The sequence below is a fragment of the Bradyrhizobium sp. Pa8 genome (assembly GCF_052588265.1).
Genome location: NZ_CP176767.1, coordinates 8399727 through 8422357 on the forward strand (window position 1 = coordinate 8399727; position 22631 = coordinate 8422357).

Annotated in this window: 23 protein-coding genes; 11 read left to right on the forward strand and 12 right to left on the reverse strand. The window is 64.5% G+C overall.

From position 1 onward, the window contains the following. Window positions 1–31: 31 nt before the first annotated feature. Together ACKWRH_RS39800 and mnmA are read right to left on the reverse strand one after the other, a co-directional pair. A complete protein-coding gene (locus tag ACKWRH_RS39800; protein ID WP_445217992.1) occupies window positions 32–670 on the reverse strand; it encodes a class I SAM-dependent methyltransferase in 639 nt (212 codons plus the stop codon). A 78-nt stretch (window positions 671–748) separates the two neighbouring features. Beyond that, window positions 749–1930, reverse strand: a complete 1182-nt coding sequence (gene mnmA / locus ACKWRH_RS39805) for a tRNA 2-thiouridine(34) synthase MnmA (protein WP_445217993.1) — start codon at window positions 1928–1930, stop codon at window positions 749–751. Between the two features lie 356 nt (window positions 1931–2286). Here mnmA and ACKWRH_RS39810 point away from each other — a divergent pair, with 356 nt between their 5' ends. The 8 genes from ACKWRH_RS39810 to flbD all read left to right on the forward strand — a co-directional run bounded on the left by ACKWRH_RS39810 (window position 2287) and on the right by flbD (window position 10543). Beyond that, complete coding sequence (locus ACKWRH_RS39810) at window positions 2287–3849, forward strand: flagellar hook-length control protein FliK (protein ID WP_445217994.1); 1563 nt, start codon at window positions 2287–2289, stop codon at window positions 3847–3849. A 13-nt stretch (window positions 3850–3862) separates the two neighbouring features. Then, window positions 3863–4573 carry a flagellar hook assembly protein FlgD gene (locus ACKWRH_RS39815; RefSeq protein ID WP_445217995.1) on the forward strand — a complete coding sequence of 237 codons (711 nt, stop codon included), beginning with the start codon at window positions 3863–3865 and terminating at the stop codon, window positions 4571–4573. A 371-nt stretch (window positions 4574–4944) separates the two neighbouring features. After that, window positions 4945–5220, forward strand: a complete 276-nt coding sequence (gene sciP, locus ACKWRH_RS39820) for a CtrA inhibitor SciP (protein WP_002714638.1) — start codon at window positions 4945–4947, stop codon at window positions 5218–5220. A gap of 192 nt (window positions 5221–5412) precedes the next feature. Further along, entirely contained in the window at window positions 5413–7023 is a 1611-nt protein-coding gene (gene fliF, locus ACKWRH_RS39825) for a flagellar basal-body MS-ring/collar protein FliF (protein WP_445217996.1), read from the forward strand. A gap of 17 nt (window positions 7024–7040) precedes the next feature. Next, entirely contained in the window at window positions 7041–8132 is a 1092-nt protein-coding gene (fliG, locus tag ACKWRH_RS39830; RefSeq protein WP_445217997.1) for a flagellar motor switch protein FliG, read from the forward strand. Then, window positions 8132–8755 carry a FliH/SctL family protein gene (locus tag ACKWRH_RS39835; RefSeq protein ID WP_445217998.1) on the forward strand — a complete coding sequence of 208 codons (624 nt, stop codon included), beginning with the start codon at window positions 8132–8134 and terminating at the stop codon, window positions 8753–8755. The genes fliG and ACKWRH_RS39835 overlap by 1 nt, the downstream gene beginning before the upstream one ends. 3 nt (window positions 8756–8758) lie before the next feature. Further along, the gene (gene fliN / locus ACKWRH_RS39840) at window positions 8759–9109 is read left to right on the forward strand and encodes a flagellar motor switch protein FliN (protein WP_028160971.1); all 351 of its coding nucleotides are present in this window, start codon (window positions 8759–8761) and stop codon (window positions 9107–9109) included. A gap of 51 nt (window positions 9110–9160) precedes the next feature. After that, window positions 9161–10543 (forward strand): sigma-54-dependent transcriptional regulator FlbD, encoded by a 1383-nt coding sequence (gene flbD, locus ACKWRH_RS39845; protein WP_445217999.1) that lies wholly within the window; start codon window positions 9161–9163, stop codon window positions 10541–10543. A gap of 126 nt (window positions 10544–10669) precedes the next feature. Here flbD and ACKWRH_RS39850 read toward each other — a convergent pair whose 3' ends face one another. Next, window positions 10670–11002, reverse strand: a complete 333-nt coding sequence (locus ACKWRH_RS39850; protein ID WP_445218000.1) for a GYD domain-containing protein — start codon at window positions 11000–11002, stop codon at window positions 10670–10672. A gap of 376 nt (window positions 11003–11378) precedes the next feature. On the opposite strand from ACKWRH_RS39850, the gene ACKWRH_RS39855 reads away from it, so the two are divergent. Next, the gene (locus ACKWRH_RS39855; RefSeq protein ID WP_445218001.1) at window positions 11379–12629 is read left to right on the forward strand and encodes a vanadium-dependent haloperoxidase; all 1251 of its coding nucleotides are present in this window, start codon (window positions 11379–11381) and stop codon (window positions 12627–12629) included. 123 nt (window positions 12630–12752) lie between these two features. After that, window positions 12753–13901, forward strand: a complete 1149-nt coding sequence (locus ACKWRH_RS39860) for a M20 family metallopeptidase (RefSeq protein ID WP_445218002.1) — start codon at window positions 12753–12755, stop codon at window positions 13899–13901. 169 nt (window positions 13902–14070) lie between these two features. On the opposite strand, the gene ACKWRH_RS39865 is transcribed toward ACKWRH_RS39860, so the two are convergent. From ACKWRH_RS39865 to ACKWRH_RS39905, 9 genes are all read right to left on the reverse strand, one after another. Next, a complete protein-coding gene (locus ACKWRH_RS39865; protein WP_445218003.1) occupies window positions 14071–14226 on the reverse strand; it encodes a hypothetical protein in 156 nt (51 codons plus the stop codon). A gap of 97 nt (window positions 14227–14323) precedes the next feature. After that, window positions 14324–14905: a flavin reductase family protein gene (locus ACKWRH_RS39870; protein WP_445218004.1), complete on the reverse strand. Its 582-nt coding sequence runs from the start codon at window positions 14903–14905 to the stop codon at window positions 14324–14326. A gap of 32 nt (window positions 14906–14937) precedes the next feature. Continuing rightward, window positions 14938–15777 carry an ATP-binding cassette domain-containing protein gene (locus ACKWRH_RS39875; RefSeq protein ID WP_445218005.1) on the reverse strand — a complete coding sequence of 280 codons (840 nt, stop codon included), beginning with the start codon at window positions 15775–15777 and terminating at the stop codon, window positions 14938–14940. A 20-nt stretch (window positions 15778–15797) separates the two neighbouring features. Further along, window positions 15798–16604 (reverse strand): aliphatic sulfonate ABC transporter permease SsuC, encoded by an 807-nt coding sequence (gene ssuC / locus ACKWRH_RS39880; protein ID WP_282525189.1) that lies wholly within the window; start codon window positions 16602–16604, stop codon window positions 15798–15800. Beyond that, a complete protein-coding gene (gene ssuD, locus ACKWRH_RS39885) occupies window positions 16601–17779 on the reverse strand; it encodes an FMNH2-dependent alkanesulfonate monooxygenase (RefSeq protein ID WP_445218006.1) in 1179 nt (392 codons plus the stop codon). The genes ssuC and ssuD overlap by 4 nt, the downstream gene beginning before the upstream one ends. Continuing rightward, window positions 17776–18729, reverse strand: a complete 954-nt coding sequence (locus ACKWRH_RS39890) for a sulfonate ABC transporter substrate-binding protein (protein ID WP_445218007.1) — start codon at window positions 18727–18729, stop codon at window positions 17776–17778. The genes ssuD and ACKWRH_RS39890 overlap by 4 nt, the downstream gene beginning before the upstream one ends. A 38-nt stretch (window positions 18730–18767) precedes the next feature. Then, window positions 18768–19718: a sulfonate ABC transporter substrate-binding protein gene (locus ACKWRH_RS39895; protein WP_445218008.1), complete on the reverse strand. Its 951-nt coding sequence runs from the start codon at window positions 19716–19718 to the stop codon at window positions 18768–18770. 599 nt (window positions 19719–20317) lie between these two features. Next, window positions 20318–21484, reverse strand: a complete 1167-nt coding sequence (locus tag ACKWRH_RS39900; RefSeq protein WP_445218009.1) for a cytochrome P450 — start codon at window positions 21482–21484, stop codon at window positions 20318–20320. Between the two features lie 124 nt (window positions 21485–21608). Continuing rightward, window positions 21609–21920 carry a hypothetical protein gene (locus ACKWRH_RS39905; protein WP_445218010.1) on the reverse strand — a complete coding sequence of 104 codons (312 nt, stop codon included), beginning with the start codon at window positions 21918–21920 and terminating at the stop codon, window positions 21609–21611. 380 nt (window positions 21921–22300) lie between these two features. Here ACKWRH_RS39905 and ACKWRH_RS39910 point away from each other — a divergent pair, with 380 nt between their 5' ends. Then, window positions 22301–22606, forward strand: a complete 306-nt coding sequence (locus ACKWRH_RS39910; protein WP_445218011.1) for a hypothetical protein — start codon at window positions 22301–22303, stop codon at window positions 22604–22606. Window positions 22607–22631 lie beyond the last annotated feature (25 nt).

Consider the following 22631-nt stretch of genomic DNA (forward strand, 5'->3'; position numbering starts at 1 on the left):
ACTTGCGGCGCACCGCCCGTGCTGCTCGCAACTACGCTTTGACGTAGCGGATCAGCGAAAAGTGACCCATCGGCGGCATCGGACGACGCTCGGCGAGCGTGACGCCGCCGTGCCTGGCGGCCCAGTTGACGAGGCGGTCCCACGGGAATTCCGGGCGCCAGCCGAGGCGGCGGGCAATGGGGGCGAAGGCGAGCTCGAACAGCTTTCGCGGGCCGCTTTCCGCGCCAATGTGGTTGACGAGGATCAGTTCGCCGCCGGGCTTGAGCACGCGCACGAACTCGTCGAGCGTGCCTTCGGGATCGGGCACGGCGGTGATGACATATTGCGCGACCACCGCGTCGAAGAAGTTTTCGGGGAAGGCGAGATTCTTCGCATCCATCACCGAGAGCACCTCGACATTGGACAGCCGCAGTGCGCGCACGCGCGCCTGCGCCTTGCGCAGCATCGGCTCGGAGATGTCGACGCCGCAGATCCTTGTCGTGCGCGAATAGTCCGAGAGCGACAGCCCGGTGCCGACGCCGACGTCGAGGATGCGGCCGCCGATGCGGTCGGCCTCCGCGATGGTCGACTGCCGTCCGGCGTCGAAGACCTTGCCGAACACGAGATCATAGACTGGCGCCCAGCGGCCATAGGCCTTCTCGACCCCGGCCCGCGAGATGTCTGCTGCCATGCCCCCTGCCCCAGCTTAGCTTTTTATCTTGCGCATGATCTGGTCGGAAAACCGCTTCACACTTTTCCGGATCATGCGCTAGCCGCGCACCGCTTCCACCAGCGGCCTCGCAGTGCTCGTTGCGACCTTCGCCGCGGCGCTCTGGATGAAGCCGCCGCCGAGCACGCGCGCCTGGCCCGAAGGCGCGTCGTAGAACACGCAGGCCTGGCCGGGCGAGACGCCCTCCTCGCCGGCGACGAGCTCGACTTCGTAATGGCCGTTGCCGCCGCGCAGCCAGGCCGGCTGAGGACTGCGGGTCGAGCGGACGCGCACGAACATCTCGAGGCCGGCGCCGATGGCGCGGTCGATGTCGCCGTCGCCGATCCAGTTGACGTCGCGCAGCACGATGCGGTGCATCTTCAGCGCATCGCGCGGGCCGACGACGACGCGGCGGCCCGGGGCATCCAGCCTCACCACGAACAGCGGCGCGTGAGCGGCGATGCCGAGGCCGCGGCGCTGGCCGACGGTGAAATTGGCGATGCCGTTGTGCCGGCCGAGCACGCGGCCGTCGAGATCGACGATGTCGCCGGGGTCCATCGCGTTCGGACGCAGACGGGTGATGATGTCGGTGTAGCGGCCGGTCGGCACGAAGCAGATGTCCTGGCTGTCGTGCTTGTCGGCGACCGCGAGACCAAAACGGCGCGCGAGCTCGCGCGTCTCGGGCTTGGTCATGTCGCCGAGCGGAAAGCGCAGGAAGTCGAGCTGCTCCTGCGTGGTCGCGAACAGGAAGTAGCTCTGGTCGCGATCGCTGTCGGCGGCACAGACCAGCGCGCGCGAGCCGTCGTCGCGGCGGCGCGAGGCGACGTAATGACCGGTGGCGAGCGCCTGGGCGCCGAGCTCGCGCGCGGTCTTCAGGAGGTCGCGGAACTTGACGGAGCGATTGCACTCGATGCACGGCACCGGCGTCTCGCCGAGCGCGTAAGAGTCGGCGAAATTGTCGATGACGGACGCGCGAAAGCGATCCTCGTAATCGAGCACGTAATGGGGAATGCCGAGCTTGGCGGCGACGTCGCGGGCGTCGTGGATGTCCTGGCCGGCGCAGCAGGCGCCCTTGCGGTGGGTCGCCGCGCCATGGTCGTAAAGCTGCAGCGTGATGCCGACGACGTCATAGCCCTCGGCCTTGAGCAGCGCAGCCGTCGTCGAGGAATCGACGCCGCCCGACATGGCAACGACGACCCTGGTTTCCTCAGGACGGCCTTCGAGATCCAGACTGTTCAGCATGGGCCTTAAAGCGTTGTGACGGCGGCGTTCGCGATCCGCGATGACTTGGACATGTCGGCTTCCGGCGGGACATCGACGCTCCCCGGGAACTTTGGTTCCCCCGGAGGCACGACTGCCCGGTCGAAAGCGGCTGAGAGCAGCTCTTTAATATAGGCGCCATTCCGGTGAAGCAATCACGCGGGCGGCCGCTTAGGGCAATTCTTGCCGGGGAGGCAGAAATGGCGGGGCTTTCGCGCCCTTCGCGGCGAGGACACAAATCAATCAACTAATTGATTTTACTTGGTAAAAAAGATCGGAAAGGAGCTGGCCCGCTCCTTGCTACCCCCTATGCCGAAGATGTTGCCAAGAGGTTTTCCGTGGTCGGTCGGACGTCAGACGTAGCAGCCAGCGTGCAAGTCCAGAGCACGCCGCAAAAGCCTGCCCGGTCGCAGAGCGCCAAAGACACGTCCACCAACGACTCCTTTGGCTCGCTGGTCGACAGCAACACCCAGGCGATCAGCAACAACGCGCCGTCGCAGGACACCGCGCCGCGCCGGACCGAGCCGTCATCCGCCCCGGACAAGGGCCCGCGCGATACCGCCGCGACCGACCAGCCCTCGCAGAGCAAGGCGAACGACGACACCGACACATCGGCCCCCACCGCGAGCGACGCGACGGCCGATCCGGCCAAGCCGACCAAGGACAAGTCCGAGACCTCCGACGCCAAATCGGCGGATAAAGCCGACGACACCAAGGGCGACAAGACCGACGGCACCGCTGCCGCCACCGTCGATGCCGCCGTGCAGCCCGACGCGGCGCAGGTCGCCGTGCCGGATCCGAACGCGATCGTGGTGGCCCCGCCCGTGGTGCCGGTCGATCCGAACGCAGCCGCGAGCCAGGTCAGCGATGCCGCCGCCTCGCCGCTGACGATTGCGGCCGCCGGCATCGCCGCCAGCGCTTCCACCGCGGCGCAGATCGCAGGCGGCAAGACCGACACCGCCACGGCGAGCGACAAGAGCGCCAAGACCGCGGGTGCCAAGGTCGATACCGACACGACGACAACGCTGGGCGATGCCGCCACCGGCACGACGACCGACGGCACCGCGACCGATGCCAAGACCAATGGCGGCTTGGTCGCCGCAGTGGACCAGGGCACGCCGAAGCCTTCGTTCAAGGCCGTCGCGACAGTGCAAGGCGAGAGCGACGTCTCCAATATCGGCCAGGACGCGGGCAAGGCGAACGCCACGCAAACCCCGGCGACCGCGCATGCGCAAGCCGCCAAGCCGCAGGCCGAGACGAACCCGACCGACGCGAAGACCGGCGCCTCCGACCGCTCCGACGCGACGCCGGCAACGGCAACCACGCACGCGCATGGGGCCACACAGGCCGCAGTGCCCACGACCGACACCAGCGCGCAGGCCGCCTCCACCATCCAGGCGCCGCTGACCAATACGACGTCGGCCGCCACCGCATCGACCGCGACGCTCACCGCGACCGCTGCAAATTCCACGCCCGTGCCTATCAGCAGCGTGCCGGTCGAGATCGCCGCGGCTGCGCGCGCCGGCAAGACGCGGTTCGACATCAGCCTCGATCCGATCGACCTCGGCCGCATCGACGTCCGCATCAATGTCGATCGCAACGGCCAGGTCACCTCGCATCTCACCGTCGAGAAGCCGGAGACGCTGCAGATGCTGCGGCAGGACGCGCCGCAATTGCAGCGCGCGCTCGACGATGCCGGCCTCAAGACCGGCAGCAACGGGCTGTCCTTCAGCCTGCGCGACCAAAATTCATCGGGCCAGAATTCCGGCCAGAACAACGACAATGGCGGCAATGCCCGCCGGCTGATCATCAGCGAAGACGACACCGTTGCTGCCGCGCCCGTCGGGCGCGGTTACGGCCGCATGCTCGGATCGAGCAGCGGCGTCGACATCAGAGTGTGAGGAGTATTCGAACATGACCACCACGAATGCCGCCACCGCGCCCGCCGTCGTCTCCGGGACGACGCAGACCTCATCGTCATCGTCCTCGTCGAACTCGCTGAGCTCGAGCACGGGATCGACGCTGGCCGGCAACTTCCAGACCTTCCTGACGCTGCTGACGACGCAGCTGCAGAACCAGAACCCGCTCGATCCGCTCGACACCAACCAGTTCACCCAGCAGCTGGTGCAGTTCGCCGGCGTCGAGCAGCAGCTCAAGACCAACGATTCACTGTCCCAGCTCGTTACCCTGCAACAGACCACGCAGGCGACCCAAGCGCTGGGCTTCGTCGGCAAGACCGCTCTGGTCGACGGCTCGACCGCGACCATGACGAACTCGTCGGCGACCTGGCATCTCAACGTGCCCAGCGACTCGACCGTCGACATCACGGTTGCCAATTCCACCGGCCAGACCGTGTTCACCGGCAAATATACCGCCTCGGCCGGCACCGACATTCCCTTCACCTGGAGCGGAATGGGCAATGACGGCACGCAATGGCCCGACGGCAAGTACACGATCTCGGCCACCGGCAAGGATGTCGCGAACAACACTGTCGGCATCGCCGCGCAGGTGCAGGGCGTGGTGTCGTCCGTCGACCTGACCCAGTCGCCGCCGCTGCTCACCATCGACGGTGCCAGCTACACCCTGAGCCAGGTGAAGAGCATCATCGCCACCAGCAGCAACTAAAGGCGCGCGCCTCGCCACACACGAGATGTGATCCCCGCGAACGCGGGGATCCATAACCACAGGACGTCGTTTTCGCGTGAGACCGTAACCCCGAGTCGTCGTCAAACTACTCCATGGGGTTAGGGGTCCCGGGCTCGCGCTACGCGCGCCCCGGGACGACAGTTGGGGCTTCGCCGGCTCCATTCGTTAGTAAAGTATTAACGAAGACCCCGCTCGGACGGCTCGGATCATGGTGTCCAGCCCTCCGGGCCGGCTGTGTTCCAGCCATTTTCAACGAGAATTGTATTGAAGCCTTAGGCTTAGCGGATTTTTAAGCCCGCACGCGTAGGGTTACGGCGTGAGTTCAGTGGTTGAGAGTTTGTGAGTACGCCATGACAGAACCCCATCGCCCGAGGGTAAAATACGTCATCGGGCCGGACGGCAGTCCGCTGACGATCGCAGATCTGCCCGCCCCCGGCACCAAACGCTGGGTCATCCGCCGCAAGGCCGAAGTCGTCGCCGCTGTGCGTGGCGGACTTCTCTCCCTCGAGGAGGCCTGCAGCCGTTATACCCTGACGGTCGACGAATTCCTCTCCTGGCAGTTTTCCATCGACCAGCACGGTCTGGCGGGTCTTCGCACCACCCGCATCCAGCAATATCGCCAGTAAGCGATCCGGAAATCTGCAGCTTTTGACGAAAATCGGCCTCGCTCCGCGAGGCCGATTTTTTTCATGTTTCCTTTTGGCGCGACTTTTGTCCCAGCTCTTAACCTTCGTTAACCATATCGAAACCATCACCTAGGCAATAATTGCCCAGTCGGCCTTTCCAGTGAAAGCAGCCGAAGCTGTCGGGGCGGTTGCTTGCAAGGTCTTGCGGACTTTTTGAAGGGTATCGGCGCCGCCCGGTTCGGGGCGATGATCGCGGTCACCGCCGCGCTCATCGGCTTTTTCGCGTTCGTCATCATGCGCGTGACCACGCCGCAGATGACGACGCTGTTCACCGACCTCTCGGTCGAGGATTCTTCCGGCATTATCAAGGATTTGGAACGACAGGGCATCCAGTTCGAGCTGCGCAATGAAGGCAGCATCATCATGGTGCCCAAGGACAAGGTCACGCGCCTGCGGATGAAGCTCGCCGAGGGCGGCCTGCCCAAGGGCGGCGGCGTCGGCTACGAAGTGTTCGACAAGTCGGATGCGCTCGGCACCACCTCTTTCGTCCAGAACATCAATCATCTCCGCGCGCTCGAAGGCGAGCTCGCCCGCACCATCCGCGCCATCGACCGCATCCAGGCCGCCCGCGTCCATCTCGTGCTGCCCGAGCGCCCGCTGTTCTCGCGCGAGGCGCCGGAGCCGTCGGCCTCGATCGTGGTTCGGGTCCGCGGCTCGCTCGAGGCCCAGCAGATCCGCGCCATCCGCCACCTCGTCGCCTCCGCCGTCAACGGGCTGAAGCCGCAGCGGGTCTCGATCGTCGACGAGGCCGGCCAGTTGCTCGCCGACGGCGCCGCGACCGATCCGGAGCAGGCGGTCGGCGACGAGCGCCGCACCGCCTTCGAGAAGCGGATGCGCAAGCAGGTCGAGGACATCGTCTCCTCCGTGGTCGGCTCCGGCCGCGCCCGCGTCCAGCTCTCCGCCGATTTCGACTTCAACAAGGTCACCCAGACCTCGGACAAGTTCGATCCCGAGGGCCGCGTGCTGCGCTCGAGCCAGACCCGGGAAGAGAGCAGCCTCACCGCCGACAACAATGGCCAGGTCACCGTCAACAACGAGCTGCCCGGCAACCAGCAGAACAGCGGTCCGACGGCGAAGGACCAGAGCAAGAAGACCGAAGAGACCAACAATTACGAGATCTCCCGCACCACCAAGACCGAGGTGACCGAGGCCGGCCGGGTCAACCGCATCTCGGTTGCGGTGCTGGTCGACGGCATCTATTCCAAGAACGACAAGGGCGAGCTCGCCTACACGGACCGCACCAAGGAACAGCTCGACCGCATCGCCACCCTGGTGCGCTCGGCGATCGGCTTCGACCAGAAGCGCGGCGACCAGGTCGAGGTCGTCAACCTGCGCTTTGCCGACGCCCCCTCCACCGCCCCGATCGCCGAGCCCTCCGGTTTCCTTGGCATGCTCCAGTTCACCAAGGACGACGTCATGTACTTCGTCGAGCTCGGCGTGATGATGCTGCTCGGCCTGGTCGTGCTGTTCCTGGTGATCCGCCCGCTGGTCAAGCGCATCCTCGCCTCCGAGGAGGTCGCCGCCGCCATCTCGGGCGCCCTCGCCGGCCCCGCCGCTTCGGAGGAGGCCGCGCCTGCCGGGCAGGCGCTGCTGCCGGGCGGCGCCGCGAGCGCGATCGACGTCGCCACCATTCAGGGCCAGGTCCATGCCCAGTCCGTTCATCGCGTCGGCGAGCTCGCCGAGCGCAACCCCAACGAAACCGTCGCCATCATCCGCCAATGGCTGACCGAACCCGCGAAATAATCGAGAAGTGAACTGACATGGCCGGCAACCTGCAAAACGCCAACTCCAACGACATCACCAGCGTGATCTCGACGCTCGGTGCCCGCCAGGGCAGCCGCGCGGGCAGCAAGATCGAGGCGGTGACGGGACCCAAGCGCGCCGCGATCCTGATGCTGGCGTTGGGCGAGCAATATGGCGGCAAGATCTGGTCGATGCTCGACGACGACGAGGTGCGCCAGCTCTCGCTGGAAATGTCGACGCTCGGCACCGTCGAGGTCGACACGGTCGAGGACATGCTGCTCGAATTCGTCTCCCGCATGTCGGCTTCCGGCGCACTGATGGGCAATTTCGACGCCACCGAGCGGTTGCTGCAGCAGTACCTGCCGCCGGAGCGTGTCAACGGCATCATGGACGAGATCCGCGGCCCCGCCGGCCGCAACATGTGGGAAAAGCTTTCCAACGTGCAGGAAGAGGTCCTCGCAAACTACCTCAAGAACGAATATCCGCAGACCATCGCGGTCGTGCTGTCGAAGCTGAAGCCGGAACACGCCGCGCGCGTGCTCGGCATCTTCCCGGAAGAACTCGCGCTCGACGTCGTCAACCGCATGCTGAAGATGGAAGCGGTGCAGAAGGAGGTGATCGAGAGCGTGGAGAAGACGCTGCGCACCGAATTCATGTCCAATTTGTCGCAGACCCGCCGCCGCGACGCCCACGAGGTGATGGCGGAAATCTTCAACAATTTCGACCGCCAGACCGAAACCCGCTTCATCACCTCGCTGGAAGAGGACAACCGCGAATCGGCAGAGCGCATCAAGGCGCTGATGTTCACCTTCGACGACCTCGTGAAGCTGGATTCCGGCTCGGCCCAGACCCTGATGCGCAATGTCGACAAGGACAAGCTCGGCGTCGCGCTCAAGAGCGCCAACGAGGACGTCCGCAACTTCTTCTTCGGCAACATGTCCTCGCGCGCGGCCAAGATGCTCCAGGACGACATGGCGGCAATGGGCCCGGTCCGCCTGCGCGACGTCGACGAGGCCCAGGCGCTGCTGGTCAACCTCGCCAAGGACCTCGCCGCCAAGGGTGAGATCATGCTGACCAAGAACCGCGCCGACGACGAACTGGTGTACTGATGGGTGCCCCCGCAAAATTCCTGTTCGACACCGACTTCGCAGCGCCCGAGCGGTCGCCGCGCGAGAAGGCTGCGACCGCCGCCGAGATCGCCCAGAAGGTCGCGGAAGCCGAGGCGCGCGCCTATCAGGACGGCTTTACAGCCGGCCAGCGCGAAGCCAAGGCCGAGAGCGACCGCCGCGTCGCGCTCGCCATGGAGGAGATCAACATCGGTATCCGCGGCGTCGCCGCCGGCATCGGCAACATCGAGACCAAGATGGAGACCGAGGCGGTCGACGTCGCGGTGGCGGTGGCGCGCAAGCTGTGCGCCGATCTGGTCGCCGCCGAACCGCTCGGCGAGATCATGGCGCTGGTCAAGGACTGCTTCTCGCACCTGGTCGCGACGCCGCATCTCGTCGTCCGTATCAACGACGCGCTCTACGACAGCGCGCGCGAGAAGATCGAGCGGCTCGCCAAGCAGAGCGGCTTCGAGGGCCGGCTGGTGATCCTGGCAGAGCCCGATATCGTCACCGGCGACTGCCGGATCGAATGGGCGGACGGCGGCGTCGTGCTGGAACGCGGCGCCATCGCGGCCAAGATCGACGAAATGGTCGGACGCTATATCGCGTCCCGCAGGGGGAGCTAAGCCATGAGCGACACCGACGGACAGGTCCCGCTGCCCGATCTCAACGGCCCGATGCCGCCTGCCGGCACCGACATCGGCTACAACGAGGACGAATATGCGGCGCGCGCCGCCGCCGACCTCGAGGCCGTGTTCGACGTGCCGGTGCAGGTCTCGGCCGTGCTCGGCCGCTCCAAGATGGACGTCAGCGAGCTGTTGAAGCTCGGGCCCGGCACCGTGCTCGAGCTCGACCGCCGCGTCGGCGAGGCCATCGACATCTACGTCAACAACAAGCTGGTCGCCCGCGGCGAAGTCGTCCTGGTCGAGGACAAGCTCGGCGTGACCATGACCGAAATCATCAAGACCGAACGCAGCTAGTAGCGCAAGGAATGACGCGCGACAGCGCGACCAGACGGACAGGAGACTGACATGCGGCTTCTCATCGTTGGCACATTGAAGGGCCAGCTCACCACCGCCACCAAGATCGCGATGGAGAACGGCGCCACCGTGACCCACGCCGAGGATCACGAGCAGGCGATGCGCGTGCTGCGCGGCGGCAAGGGCGCCGACCTCCTGCTGGTCGACGTCGCCCTCGACATCCGCGACCTCGTGATGCGGCTCGAGGCCGAGCACATCCACGCTCCGATCGTCGCCTGTGGCATCACCAACGACGCCCGCGCCGCGGTCGCGGCGATTCACGCCGGCGCCAAGGAATACATCCCGCTGCCGCCGGATCCGGAGCTGATCGCCGCGGTGCTGGCCGCCGTCGCCAACGATTCCCGCGAGCTGGTCTATCGCGACGAGGCCATGGCCAAGGTGATCAAGCTCGCCCAGCAGATCGCGGGCTCCGACGCCTCGGTGATGGTCACCGGCGAATCCGGCACCGGCAAGGAAGTGCTGGCCCGCTACGTCCACACCCGCTCGGCCCGCGCCAAGAGGCCGTTCATCTCGATCAACTGCGCCGCGATCCCCGAGCATCTGCTGGAATCCGAACTGTTCGGCCACGAGAAGGGCGCCTTCACCGGCGCGATCGCCCGCCGCATCGGCAAGTTCGAGGAAGCGACCGGCGGCACGCTGCTGCTCGACGAAATCTCGGAGATGGACGTCCGCCTGCAATCAAAACTGCTGCGCGCGATCCAGGAGCGCGTGATCGACCGCGTCGGCGGCACCAAGCCGGTGCCGGTGGACATCCGCATCATCGCGACCTCGAACCGCAACCTGGCGGAAGCCGTGCGCGAAGGCACGTTCCGCGAGGACCTGCTGTTCCGCCTCAACGTCGTGAACCTGAAGATCCCGCCGCTGCGCGAGCGTCCCCTCGACATCCTCGAGCTCGCCCAGCATTTCGTGAAGAAATATGCCGAAGCCAACGGCGTACCCGTGCGCCCAATCTCGGCGGAAGCACGCCGCGTGCTCTCCACCAACCGCTGGCAGGGCAACGTCCGCGAGCTCGAGAACACCATGCACCGCTCGGTGCTGATGGCCCAGGGCGACGAGATCGGCCCCGACGCGATCCTCACACCCGACGGCGACCGCCTCGACCTCGCCAAGACCGCCCCGGCCGTGGCGCATGCGACCATGGCCGCCGAGCAGGTAACGCGGGCGCTGGTGGGCCGAACCGTCGCCGACGTCGAACGCGACCTGATCCTGGAGACGCTGAAGCACTGCCTCGGCAACCGGACCCATGCCGCGAATATCCTGGGCATCTCGATCCGCACGCTGCGCAACAAGCTCAACGAATATTCCGACGGCGGCATCCCGATTACACCGGCGGGAACGCCGGGCGAATATCCGCGGATGCCGGCCATGGGGTGAGCAAATAGCTCTTCGATCTCATCATGCCCACCCGGGACATTCACACGAAGCGTGCGAATGGCCGGGAAGAGGCCGGCTACGGCGACTGAGTGTCTTGCCTCATGGCGGCGCCAAGCTCACACCAGGCTACTTGCCAGGCGGAACGTAGACGCTTGCAAGCTTCGCGGCCTTTTCCGCGATGCTCTTGAAGTCACCCATCTTCCAAGCGCGCACGGTTTCGATCTTGGCGATGGCGCCGCTCGCCGCGGCCGCCATTCCGATGGCGACAGCATCGGCTCCGTCGGGGTACTCCGCAACGATGAGCGCATCATGTGCGCCTGTTGTCATGAACGCTCCCTGGAGCTTCCCGCCGGCCTTCTCGATCATCGCTCCGATGACCGCGGTGCGATCGGACGGCTTGTCGACCAATCCCTTGATGCCGGAATTTGAGTACGAGACGTACGAGATGAACAGCGGCATGTTTTCTCTCCGTCGAAGTTAGAGCGGCAACAATTGAGTTTTGGAAAGGGCTCTCTGAGCGAGAGCAAGGCACGGCCTGCCGACGGCACGCGAGCTGCCTTGAAAATTGAGTTAGGGACTTCGGCACGTCCAACTGGCAGCTTGTCCCGACTATAACGGACTCCGCAATGCTGCGCGAACGGTAAGCCAAGCCTACCCATTTGTAGCGCTACCATTGTGCAGGAAGGATAAGTTCGATTTTCGGGATCAAGGCGCGCTACGAGTGAAGCAGTTCACCATCGATACGCACCGGGATCGGTAGAATTTTCGAGTGAGGTGACATCGGAGATAGTCCGCATCCCCTTCGCACACGTCCTTCAACTCGAAAGGGCAAGCCATGAAATACTCCTCGTGGACGATCTCCCGCTTATCGATGATCGTTCTGCTTCTCGCAGCCTCGGCGACGCTTGCACGCGCTGACGTGATCATGGATTGGAACGCAAAGGCCGACGCGATCGCTGCCGAGAAGCAAATTCTTCCAGCAGCCCACAGCCGCACTCTATCCATGATGCACGTGGCAATGTTCGAGGCGGTCAACGCGATTGATCGCCGGTACGCGCCGTACAAATTCTCCCTGCCCGCAGACCGTTCGACGTCGCGGGAAGCTGCGGCGGCAGTTGCGGCTCACGACGTGCTGCTGGCGATCTATCCAGACCTCAAGGCGGACCTGGATTCGACGCTGACGAACTCTCTGGCGCCGATTGCCGACGGTGTGTCCAAGGTTGCCGGTATCAACCTTGGGAAAGAGGCCGCGACAAAGATCATCGAGTTTCGTGCGAATGACGGCAGCACTGCCGCGGAAAGTTACCGGCCCCTGACGACAGCGGGCGCCTACGTTCCGACAACCGTCCCGCTTTTCTCGACCACAGGCGCGACAACGCCCTGGGTCATGGCCTCCGGATCGCAGTTTCGCCCCGGGCCGCCGCCGGCGCTCAATTCAGAAGTCTGGACCCGGGACGTCAACGAGATCCGCGAGGTCGGCAGCCGAAGCAGCCCGACCCGGACGCCCGAGCAAACGACGATCGGTCGATTCTGGTTCTTTGTCGGCGCCCGCACCTACAATCCTATTGTGAAGCAGGCTGCAACGGCGAAGGGAATGGATCTCGTCGACTGTGCCCGGCTGTTCGCCTTGACGTCAATTGCCGGCAACGACGCCATCGTCGCCGTGTTTGACGCGAAGTACCATTACAATTTCTGGCGACCTATCACGGCCATACGCAACGCCGATCTGGCGTCGAATGCCGCGACGCCTCGCGATCCGTCCTGGCTGCCGCTCGGGGAAACGCCGATGCATCCGGAGTACCCTTGCGCGCACTGCATCACGTCGGCAGCGATTTCTACCGTGCTCCAAACTGTCGTTGGAGATTTCGGCGAGTTCTCGCTGACCAGCCCTACTGCACCTGGTGTCACACGCAAATGGTCGCGGCTCCAGGACTATAGCGACGAAGTCTCCAACGCCCGCATCTGGGCCGGCTTTCACTACCGGTTCTCGACCGAAGTCGGCAAGGACATGGGTCGAAAGATCGGCGCATTGACGGTCGCGACGCAGCTTCGCGGTGTGGAGGCGACGGCGGAACCAAGCCGTTAACCCACACAACTTCACCTCTGTATCACCCGACGTGCGATTCTGCGCACGGTACCCGCGTTCGCGCGCCTACCTCATCGTCGACACCGGCTCTATAAGCGTGCTGGGATCAACACGAGGATACACATGTCTGAAGCTCAAATCACGGACTGGCTGGCGTCGCAGCGGCAGGCGATGATCGATCTGCTGCGCGATGTCGTGAACATCGATTCCGGATCCTATGACAAGGAAGGCGTCGATGCGGTCGGTGCGCGGTTCGAGCGGCATTTTGCCGAGCACGGCATTCCATTCCGGCGCGAAAGCAACGCCACCTTCGGCGATGCGATCCATGCCGAGGTCGCCAAACCCGGCAGCAACGAGAAGCCGGTGCTGTTGATGGGCCATCGCGACACCGTGTTCGGCAAGGGCGAGGCCGGACGGCGTCCGTTCACGATCGAGGGCAAGCGCGCCTATGGACCCGGTGTTGCCGACATGAAGTCCGGCGTCGTGATGAACATCTTCGTGGCGACCGCCTTCCACAAGTTCGGCGGCAGCCCGCATCCGATCAAGGTGCTGATCACCTCGGACGAGGAGATCGGCTCGCCCTCCTCCCGCCCGGTGATCGAGCGCGAGGGACGCGCCGCACGCGCCGTGTTCAATTCCGAGCCGGGTCGGCCGACCGGCAACATCGTCACCGGCCGCAAGGGCGGCATCTTCATGCACTTTGCCATCACCGGCAAAGCCGCGCATTCCGGCGCCAATTTCGCCGCGGGCGTCAGCGCGATCGGCGAGCTCGCGCACAAGATCGTCCAGATCCACGCGCTGACCGATCTCGACAAGGGCATCACGCTGAATGTCGGTCTCGTCTCGGGCGGGCAGTCCGTGAACACCACGGCGCCCTCAGCCGAGGGCCAGATCGACCTGCGTTACGTCGATCCGGCGGATCGCGCGAGGATCATGGCGGCGATCGAGACCATCATCGCGACGTCTTACGTGCCGGGCACGAGTGCGACGCTGACGGTCAAGGGCGAGTTCGTGCCGGTGGTGCAGAGCGCGGAGTCGAAGGCGCTGTTCGAAGGCTATCAGGCCGCCGCAAAGCAGGTCGGCCTCACTACGCTCCAGGGCGAGTTTTCCGGCGGCTGCGCCGATTCCGGCTTCACCGCCGCGGTCGGCACGCCGACCATCTGCGGCCTCGGGCCGGTCGGCGGGCTCGCGCACACGCCGGAGGAATATCTCGAGCTCGACAGCATCGTGCCGCGCGCCCAGGCGTTGGCGCTGGCGATTTTGAAGGGATGAACACAGGCGCTGTAGGGTGGGCAATGCGAAGCGTGCCCACCAATTCGGTCGTCGCGGATAGATGGTGGGCACGGCGCAAGAGCGCCTTTGCCCACCCTACGAGACTCGTCAATCGCGGCTAGACGTGGATGGCCGGGTCAAGCCCGGCCATGACGATTTGATAGAGCCGTTACGAATAACTCGGTGCATCCGGCTTGCGGAAAATATGGATGGGGTCGCCCGGCACGATCGGTTGGCCTGAGAACATCGCATAGGCGTAGAGCGCGAGATAGACCATCGCCAACGCGCCGATGGCGTAGAAGGCCCAGGTCGCGACGCGCTTCATCGTTCCGCTCCATTGCCGTCCCGGACGGGGCGGCCCAAAGCGCTTCTAGAGCGATGATGGAGAAAAGGCCAGCCTGCGGGCCGCCCAAGGGCGGCGATCAAACGCCGCGGAGGCCGCGGGCGGGAACGCTGACGTCTGCGAGCCTCGCCGCGTCTTCGTCCTGATCGACCGCCACATACTGGCCGTGCCAATAGGCCAATGCGGCATTGCGGATCGAATTCCTGACGCTCCTGACGCGCCCGATGACGATGCCGTGCGAATGCCGCTCGACGATCTCCTCGACCTCGCAATCGACCGCGGACAATGCACCGACGAGCAGCGGAACGCCTGAGACCGCCGTCACCCACTGGCTGCCTGCGAAGCGATCGGCGCCCTTCAGGCCGCCCTTGCCGGCAAAGCGCTCGGCGACATCGAGCTGATCGGCCGCGAGCATATTCACCCCGAAGGCACCGTAACGCTTGACCAGCGGGAAGGACGAGGCATCGCGGTTGATGCTGACCAGCAGCGTCGGCGGTTCGACCGACAGCGAGGTCACCGAGGTCACCGTCATGCCAGTGATGTCCTTGCCCCGCCCGGCGGTGATGACGCTGACGCCCCCCGTGAGATGGCGCATGGCGCCGCGGAAATCGGCAGACGAGACGGCAGTTTCAGTCATGAGATCGCGAGGCACTACATTCATGGCATGGTCCCCGAAGCGGGGTTCCCCTGTATTTAGGTACGATCGTCCGCCGACAAAAGATGGCTCAGGATCGAGCCTTCGAGGCCCGCGAGCTCGGCGGAGCTGCGTTCGCGCGGCCGGGCGGCGTTAACCGTAACGTCGTGGGCAATCCGGCCCTCGTCGATCACCAGCACCCGGTCGGCCAAGGCAACGGCCTCGGAGACGTCGTGGGTCACCAGGATCGCGGTAAAGCCCTGGTCGCGCCAGACCCGCTCCAGCAGCCGCTGCATCGAGATGCGGGTCAGGGCGTCCAGCGCACCGAGCGGCTCGTCGAAAGCGAGCACGCGGGGACGGGAGACCAGCGCGCGGCCGAGCGCGACGCGCTGCTTCTGGCCGCCCGACAGCACCGAGGGCCACTGGTCGCGCTTGTCGGTCAGTCCAACCTCGGCAAGCGCCTTCTCGGCGCGCACATGCGCATCTTTTGAAGCACGATCGCGGCCGAGGCCGACCTCGACATTGGAGAGCACCCGCGCCCAGGGCAGCAGCCGCGGCTCCTGGAACATCACGCGGATATCCTCGGGCTGGACCGCCGCATCGCCGAAGCTGATGCTGCCGGCGTCGATCTTTTCCAGACCCGCGATCAGACGCAAGAGCGTGCTCTTGCCGCAGCCGCTCTTGCCGACGATGGCGACGAACTGGCCGGCGGGGATGTGCAGGTCGATGCCGCGCAGCACCTCGTTGTCGCCGAAGGACTTGCGCAAGCCGCGAATGCTGAGTGGCAGGCCTGTGGCCTGCGTCGGACGCTCCTCGCGCACGACGCGTGCCTGCGGTACGAAGTTGGCGCGGCTGGCGAGCTCGGTTTCGGGAAGGGTCGTACGAAGAGCTGTCTGCATGTGATTCCCAGTATTTCTGCTCAGCGTTTCTGGAAGGCGGGGTGCCAGGAGAGCGTCAGGCGCTCCAGCACGCGGGAGGCGCTGTCGGCGAGCTTGCCGAGCAGGGCGTAGATCAGGATCGAGAGCACGACGACGTCGATCAGCATGAACTCGCGCGCCTGCATCGCCATGTAACCGAGACCCGAGGAGGCCGCGATGGTCTCGGCGACGATCAGGGTGAGCCACATGATGCCGAGCGCGAAGCGGATGCCGACGAAGATCGAAGGCAGCGCGCCGGGGAAGATCACCCGGCGGAACAGCTCGCTGTCGGTCATGCCGTAGATGCGGCCCATCTCGATCAGCTGCGGATCGACGGTGCGGATGCCGTGCAGCGTGTTGAGGTAGATCGGGAAGAACACGCCGAGCGCCACCAGGAACAGCTTTGCGCTCTCGTCGATGCCGAACCACAGAATGACCAGCGGGATCAGCGCCAGATGCGGCACGTTGCGCACCATCTGCAGCGTGGTGTCGGTGAGCTTGGCCGAGAGCTGCGACAGGCCGTTGGCGAGACCGAACGCGAAGCCGATGCCGCCGCCGATCAGGAAGCCGATCGAGGCACGCCAGAACGACACCCAGATGTTGCGGACGAGCTCGCCGGAGAGCAGCAGCTTCCAGCCCGCGAGCACGACGTCACTCGGCGCCGGCAGCACCCGCGTCGGCACGAAGCCGGTGACGCTCGCGACCTGCCAGATTGCGATGATCGCGAGCGGCACGATCCACTGGATCAGGCCGTCAACCCGCGGCAGGCGGAAGCTGCGCGGAAGTGAAACGCTGTCAATCAGGCTCATGACTCGGACACCCGCTGCTGCGGACGGAAATCGCTGCCGACCGTTTCACCAAAAGGACCGCCGTTGAAGTGCAACTTGGTCACGTTGCTCGGCTGCTCCAGCGAGAGAAGCGGGAAGACCAGCTCAGCAAAGCGATACGCCTCCTCCAGATGCGGGTAGCCCGACATGATGAAGGTATCGATGCCGATGTCCTGATACTCCCTGATGCGGGCCGCTACCGTCTGGGCGTCGCCGACCAGCGCCGTGCCGGCGCCGCCGCGCACGAGGCCGACACCGGCCCACAGGTTCGGGGCGATCTCGAGCTTGTCGCGCTTGCCGCCATGGAGCTGCGCCATGCGCTGCTGGCCGACGGAGTCCATGCGGGCAAAGTTCTTCTGCGCCAGCGCAATGGTGTCGTCGCTGACATGCTTGATCAACTCGTTCGCGGCGCCCCAGGCCTCTTCATTGGTCTCGCGGACGATCACATGAAGACGAATGCCGAAGGAAAGCCTGCGGCCGCGCGCAGCTGCGACCTCCCTCACCTTCGCGATCTTCTCGGCAACCAGAGCCGGCGGCTCACCCCAGGTGAGATATTTGTCGACGGCGTCGACGGCGACGTCGATGCCGGCATCGGACGAACCGCCGAAGTAGAGCGGCGGCCGTGGCGACTGCACCGGCGGAAACAGCAGCTTGCCACCCTCGACATGGATGTGCTTGCCCTCGACATTGACGGTCCTGCCGGCGAGCAGGTCGCTATAGACGCTGAGGAACTCTCGGGTGACCTCGTAGCGCTCGTCATGGCCGAGGAAAATGCCGTCGCCCTTGTTCTCGACGGGATCGCCGCCGGTCACGACATTGACGAGGAGCCGGCCGTTGGTGACGCGGTCGAGGGTCGCGGTCATCCGCGCAGCCACGCTAGGCGATTGCAGGCCGGGGCGGACAGCCACGAGATAGCGCAGCCGCTCGGTGAACGGCGCGACCGAGGAGGCAACGATCCAGGAATCCTCGCAAGATCGCCCGGTCGGCAACAGCACGCCGTAATAACCGAGCTGGTCGGCGGCCTGCGCGATCTGGCGCAGATAGTTGAAGTTGACCTCACGGCCGCCGATGCCGGTGCCGAGATAGCGGCCGTCGCCGTGGGTCGGCAGGAACCAGAGGATATTGGCGTTGGACTGCTTACTCATGTGCTTGCTCATGATCTTGGCTTGCGCGCCACGTCGGAAATCTTGATGGATTTGGGGATCAGGTTGAGCGCGAAGAACGCGTCGGCAACCTGCTGCTGGTCGGCGATGACGGCATCCGTGATCGGCTTGATGCCGTAGGACTGCCGCTTCAGCGCCACCTCGACAACGGGGACAGACAGGCCGATCGCCGGCGCAAGCTGCTCGGCAACGGCATGGATGTCGCCCTTGGCCCAATCGTCGACCGAGCTCAGCTCAGTCAGCACGGCGTCGACGATCTCTGGGTTGGCTTCGAGGAATTTCTTCGAGGAGAAATAGAACTGGTAGTTGGCGACGATGCCGGTGCCGTCGGTGAGCGTGCGCGCGCCGGTGGCCGCTTCCGCCGCGGCCTGAAACGGATCCCAGATCACCCAGGCATCGACCGCGCCGCGCTCGAAGGCGGCGCGCGCATCGGCGGGCGCGAGGAACACCGGCTCGATCTCGGAATATTTGACGCCGGCCTTCTCCAGCGCCTTGAGCAGGAGGTAGTGGACGTTGGAGCCCTTGTTGAGCGCGACCTTCTTGCCCTTGAGATCGGCGACCGATTTCAGCGGGCTATCCTTCGGCACCAGGATCGCCTCGCCCTTCGGCGCCGGCGGCTCGTAAGCGACATATTGAATGGGCGCGCCGGCGGCCTGCGCGAAGATCGGCGGGGCTTCACCGGTGTTGCCGAAATCGATCGCGCCGACATTGAGCGCCTCGAGCAGCGGCGGGCCGGAGGGGAATTCGGTCCACACCACCTTGTAGCCGTCGGCGGCGAGCTTCGGCTCCAGCGTGCCCTTGCTCTTGAGCAGCACCAGCTTGCCGTATTTCTGGTAGCCGATGCGGACAACCTTGTCCTGGCCGTAGGACGTGCCGACCGCGGCGGCGACGATGCCGATCGACAGCACGATGGCCGCGATCAGACGCTGAATGATACGCCTCATGTTCAAACCCTTGTGCGTGGGAAGAGTGGTCGGCACGATCAGGCTGCCGGGTTGCGCCAGACGATGTCGCGAACGACGATCGGCTTCGGGATCAGGCCGAGCTTGTAGAAGCGGTCGGCGACGCCCTGCTGGGTCACGACGATGTCGTCGGTGACGGGTCCGACCACGAAGTTCGCGCGCTCGGCCGCGACGGCCTGGATGTCGAGCGGCACGCCGGTGACAGCGGCGAGCCATTTGGCGACCTCGCCGCGGTTCTGTTCGGCCCATTTGCCGGTCGCGGTCGTCACGTCGACGATCTGCTGCAGGATGGAGCCGTGGGTCTTCGCGAAGTCGCGGTTGGCGATATAGAAGGAATTGGTCTTGGTGACTTCGCGCGAATTGATCAGGATGCGGCCGCCCTGCTTGGTCTCGCCGATCGCGAAATACGGATCCCAGATCGCCCAGGCCTCGATGCTGCCATTGGCGAAGGCGGGACCGGCATCGGGCGGCGTCAGATAGACCGGGGTGATGTCGGCATATGTGAGCCCGGCCTTTTCCAGCGTCTGCACCACGACATTGTGGGCGCTGGACCCCTTGGTGAAACCGATACGCTTGCCCTTCAGATCGGCGATGGAACGGATCGGCGAATCCTTCGGCACCAGGATGCCCTGGCCGTTGGTGATGGGCTGGCCGGCGGCATAGACGATCGCCGCTCCGGCCGCCTGGGCGAACACCGGCGGGGAATCGCCGACCGAACCGAAGTCGACGCTGCCGACGTTCATCGCCTCCATCATCGGCGGGCCCGAGGAGAACTCGACCCATTTCACGTCGATGCCTTGCAGATTGAAATGCTTTTCCAAGGAAGCCTGCTGGCGCGTGATAACCAGCACGCCTGTCTTCTGGTAACCGATACGAATTTCCTTCACCGCGCCCTGCGCGTTCGCGCGCGAGGGGAATGCAGCGGCGGCTGCGGTTCCAACGGACAATTTCAGGAAGTCACGACGCTGCATTCCAAGCTCCCGGCCGCGCACGGCCGTCATTCATGTCCGGGAATGATGGTGCGGAGCGGGAAGAGTGTCGAGACGCCAAGGAAAATAGCGATGCGAGCACTGCGGGTGTGGCGAAGCGCATGATTAATCTTTCAAGCGGCCGCGCTCATGCAGAGGGATTTTTTTCCGCACGCGAATGTGAGAACCGCCCGGATCTGGTCGACGCTCCCAGCGCCGGAACTTAAATTGTCGAAAACAACCCCATGCACAGTAGCCGACAATAGTTCGATCAATGACTTACGTATTATCCGAAGTTCGTTTGACACGTCGGGCAAAACAGGAGCATGATGGCATCATGGCGAACGGGATCTGTGGTGAATGTGAGCGCCATCCACCACCTCGCTGTCATTCCCCGCGACCCGGCTACGCCAAGGCTTCGCCGGGGCTTCAGTCCAGGGGCGCCGAAGCTTCAGCGTAGGCGCCAAGCTGGGAATCCAGCATCCCGGAGACGTCAATGCTTCACACGACTGCCGCGGCGTACTGGATCGCCCGCTCCAGTGCGCAATTGCGCACAAGGCGGGCGATGACAAGGCCTTTGTGGCGACGGCGCGCCCTGTAAGCTAATGCAACCATCTCACCGGCAGGTTCTGAAGGCCGCGGAACGCCCAACCGCCGATCCGCACCGGCTCGTCATCGGCGATCTCGAGCTGTTTGGCACGGGCGAACACCGTCGGCAGCGCGACGTCCGCGATCATCGCGCGCGAGGCCCAGGCGCCGGCGCAGAAATGCGGGCCGGCGCCGAAGGCGACGCTCTTGGTGGTATCACGCCGCACGTCGAACTGGTCGGCGCGCTCAAAATGCTTCTCGTCGCGATTGGCGGAGCCGAACATCAGGAACACGCGCTCATCTAGCTCGAACGAGACGTCGCGGATGCTCCACGGTTTTGCGATGCGCCGTGGCGACATGCCGATCGGCGAGATCCAGCGGGCGTATTCCTCGAACGCCTCGAGCCAGGTCACCTCGCCCTTGCGCACGAGATCGAGCTGATCGGGATGGGAGAGCAACGCCCACACCGTGCCCGCGATCGCCTTGCGCGGCTCGTTCTGGCCGCCTGATATCGCGAGTTTTACATTTGCGCGCACGCTCTCCATCGGCATGCCCGCAGCGAGGAGCACGCCGAGGATACTTTGATCGGGATGCTTGCGCATCACCGGCAGGATGTCGTCGATCGCGGCATCGATGCCTGATGTCGCGGCATGACAGCGCGCCTCGACAGCGGGATCGCCGGTGTAGTTCGCGATGCCCTCGATCATGCCTTGCGACCACGCATCCATGTCCTGGTAGCCGATGTTGGTGAGGCCCGTAATCGATTTCAGGCATTCGCCGGAAAACGGCAGCGCGAAGTCGCGCATGAAATCGATCCGCCCCGGCTCGATTGCGTCAATGATGCGGTCGGCATGGGCTTGGAACAGCGCGGTCCAATGCGCCTTCACCGTCTTCGGCGACACCGTCGGAAACATCGCGCGCCGCTCGATCTGATGCGCCTCGCCGTCCTTGCGCATCATGTTGTGGCCCATCAGCCGGTTCATCAGTCCTGAGGGCTGATGCGAGGAGAACACGTCGATCTGCTTCTCCGAGATCGAGATGTCGTCGCGGCTCGTCAGCAGCGTCGAGCCGAGCTGCGGCACGAAGGCGATCGGCGCTTCCTCGCGCATCTTCGCGAGCATCGGATAGGGATCGGCCCAGAACGAAGCAGGGTCGATGTCGATGCGCGGCGCGGTGCTCAAGGCGGTCTCCCCTGGATTCTCGTGTTTTCCAGGCCAGACTAGCGAAATCCGGGGCCGGCGTCTGTCCCTAGCGATAGGGACGGACGGTATTGAGGCGCGCATTTGCAGGTTTGATGCGAGCGAACTAAGCGTCCGCGAGCGAGCGACCATGCGTCAGCCAATAGTCGATCTGCCAGCTCTCGTAACCAAACAGTTCGCCAAAGCGCCGTTCGCGATCATCGGACCAAGCTCCGGGTTCGTTCAGCAGCGCAAGCATGGCGTCAACCCGCCACTCGCTGCCGGGCAATGTGTAAAACAGCATCCGATATTCTAGCTGCGGCGCGCCAGGACAGGCTTCGATCAACTCGCGTCTTATGAAGCGGCCTTCAGAAACATGCCTGTCGAACATGCGCCAATACCGAATGCAGATGTCCGGCTCGCGGCCAATGATATCCATGAAATATGCGAGGGGCTTGGTCCCCCTCAGCATTAAGCCAAGTTCTCTATTGGTATGAACCAAATAGGGTAGTTGACGGAGCCGTTCGGAATGCATGTTGAGCATGTTGGTCGCACAACGTTAATTTCTGCTAAGGGGTCACGCGCGAACGTTCCAGAGCGAAGTCAGGTCGGCTTCGACGCAAATCCAGACAATTGCAGCGAGCTATACGGCGCTGTCACTTTCATCATGACGGCGAGCTCTTTCATGGTGGCTGAGGCATCTCGCAAGGAACAGCTAACCACGTTGCGACGGCTGCAGAGGGGCGGGCATGGAAAGGTCAAACAACCAATGATAGCATGTTCTTCCTGAGACCAACCAAGGGGACTATCGTGCCTGGAATGACCAAGCTTCGCTCTTGGTTTCTGCCCGTTGCTGTGTGGATCGCTCTTGTCGGAGCTCTCGTCGCTTTGTTTGCGTTCACGTCAGGCAGTAGTTTGCCGTACTGGTTGGTAAGTCTTGTCGTCTCCTGGCTGCCGTTCATTGTGCTGATGAGCGTCTGGCTGTGGTATTCGCGCAAGCATGGACGCGCAACATCCGGGACGAGTTGGGTTGATCTCTACGAGCAGCAGGTCGCCGAATCCCAACGCACGAATGCATTGTTGGAGAGGATCGCGGCGGCTCTTGAAAAGCCGTCTGCCGGTTAGCTCGAACACTGGTGCACCGCGGGGA

Coding starts and splice junctions, on each gene's coding strand:
- ACKWRH_RS39910 (WP_445218011.1), top strand. CDS start 22,301: ATGACCAAGCTTCGCTCTTGGTTTCTGCCCGTTGCTGTGTGGATCGCT.
- fliG (WP_445217997.1), top strand. CDS start 7,041: ATGGCCGGCAACCTGCAAAACGCCAACTCCAACGACATCACCAGCGTG.
- ACKWRH_RS39890 (WP_445218007.1), bottom strand. CDS start 18,729: ATGAGGCGTATCATTCAGCGTCTGATCGCGGCCATCGTGCTGTCGATC.
- ACKWRH_RS39850 (WP_445218000.1), bottom strand. CDS start 11,002: ATGCCGCTGTTCATCTCGTACGTCTCGTACTCAAATTCCGGCATCAAG.
- ACKWRH_RS39895 (WP_445218008.1), bottom strand. CDS start 19,718: ATGCAGCGTCGTGACTTCCTGAAATTGTCCGTTGGAACCGCAGCCGCC.
- ssuD (WP_445218006.1), bottom strand. CDS start 17,779: ATGAGCAAGCACATGAGTAAGCAGTCCAACGCCAATATCCTCTGGTTC.
- ACKWRH_RS39870 (WP_445218004.1), bottom strand. CDS start 14,905: ATGAATGTAGTGCCTCGCGATCTCATGACTGAAACTGCCGTCTCGTCT.
- sciP (WP_002714638.1), top strand. CDS start 4,945: ATGACAGAACCCCATCGCCCGAGGGTAAAATACGTCATCGGGCCGGAC.
- ACKWRH_RS39860 (WP_445218002.1), top strand. CDS start 12,753: ATGTCTGAAGCTCAAATCACGGACTGGCTGGCGTCGCAGCGGCAGGCG.
- ACKWRH_RS39855 (WP_445218001.1), top strand. CDS start 11,379: ATGAAATACTCCTCGTGGACGATCTCCCGCTTATCGATGATCGTTCTG.
- mnmA (WP_445217993.1), bottom strand. CDS start 1,930: ATGCTGAACAGTCTGGATCTCGAAGGCCGTCCTGAGGAAACCAGGGTC.
- ACKWRH_RS39875 (WP_445218005.1), bottom strand. CDS start 15,777: ATGCAGACAGCTCTTCGTACGACCCTTCCCGAAACCGAGCTCGCCAGC.
- fliN (WP_028160971.1), top strand. CDS start 8,759: ATGAGCGACACCGACGGACAGGTCCCGCTGCCCGATCTCAACGGCCCG.
- ACKWRH_RS39865 (WP_445218003.1), bottom strand. CDS start 14,226: ATGAAGCGCGTCGCGACCTGGGCCTTCTACGCCATCGGCGCGTTGGCG.
- flbD (WP_445217999.1), top strand. CDS start 9,161: ATGCGGCTTCTCATCGTTGGCACATTGAAGGGCCAGCTCACCACCGCC.
- ACKWRH_RS39905 (WP_445218010.1), bottom strand. CDS start 21,920: ATGGATATCATTGGCCGCGAGCCGGACATCTGCATTCGGTATTGGCGC.
- ACKWRH_RS39815 (WP_445217995.1), top strand. CDS start 3,863: ATGACCACCACGAATGCCGCCACCGCGCCCGCCGTCGTCTCCGGGACG.
- ssuC (WP_282525189.1), bottom strand. CDS start 16,604: ATGAGCCTGATTGACAGCGTTTCACTTCCGCGCAGCTTCCGCCTGCCG.
- ACKWRH_RS39800 (WP_445217992.1), bottom strand. CDS start 670: ATGGCAGCAGACATCTCGCGGGCCGGGGTCGAGAAGGCCTATGGCCGC.
- ACKWRH_RS39835 (WP_445217998.1), top strand. CDS start 8,132: ATGGGTGCCCCCGCAAAATTCCTGTTCGACACCGACTTCGCAGCGCCC.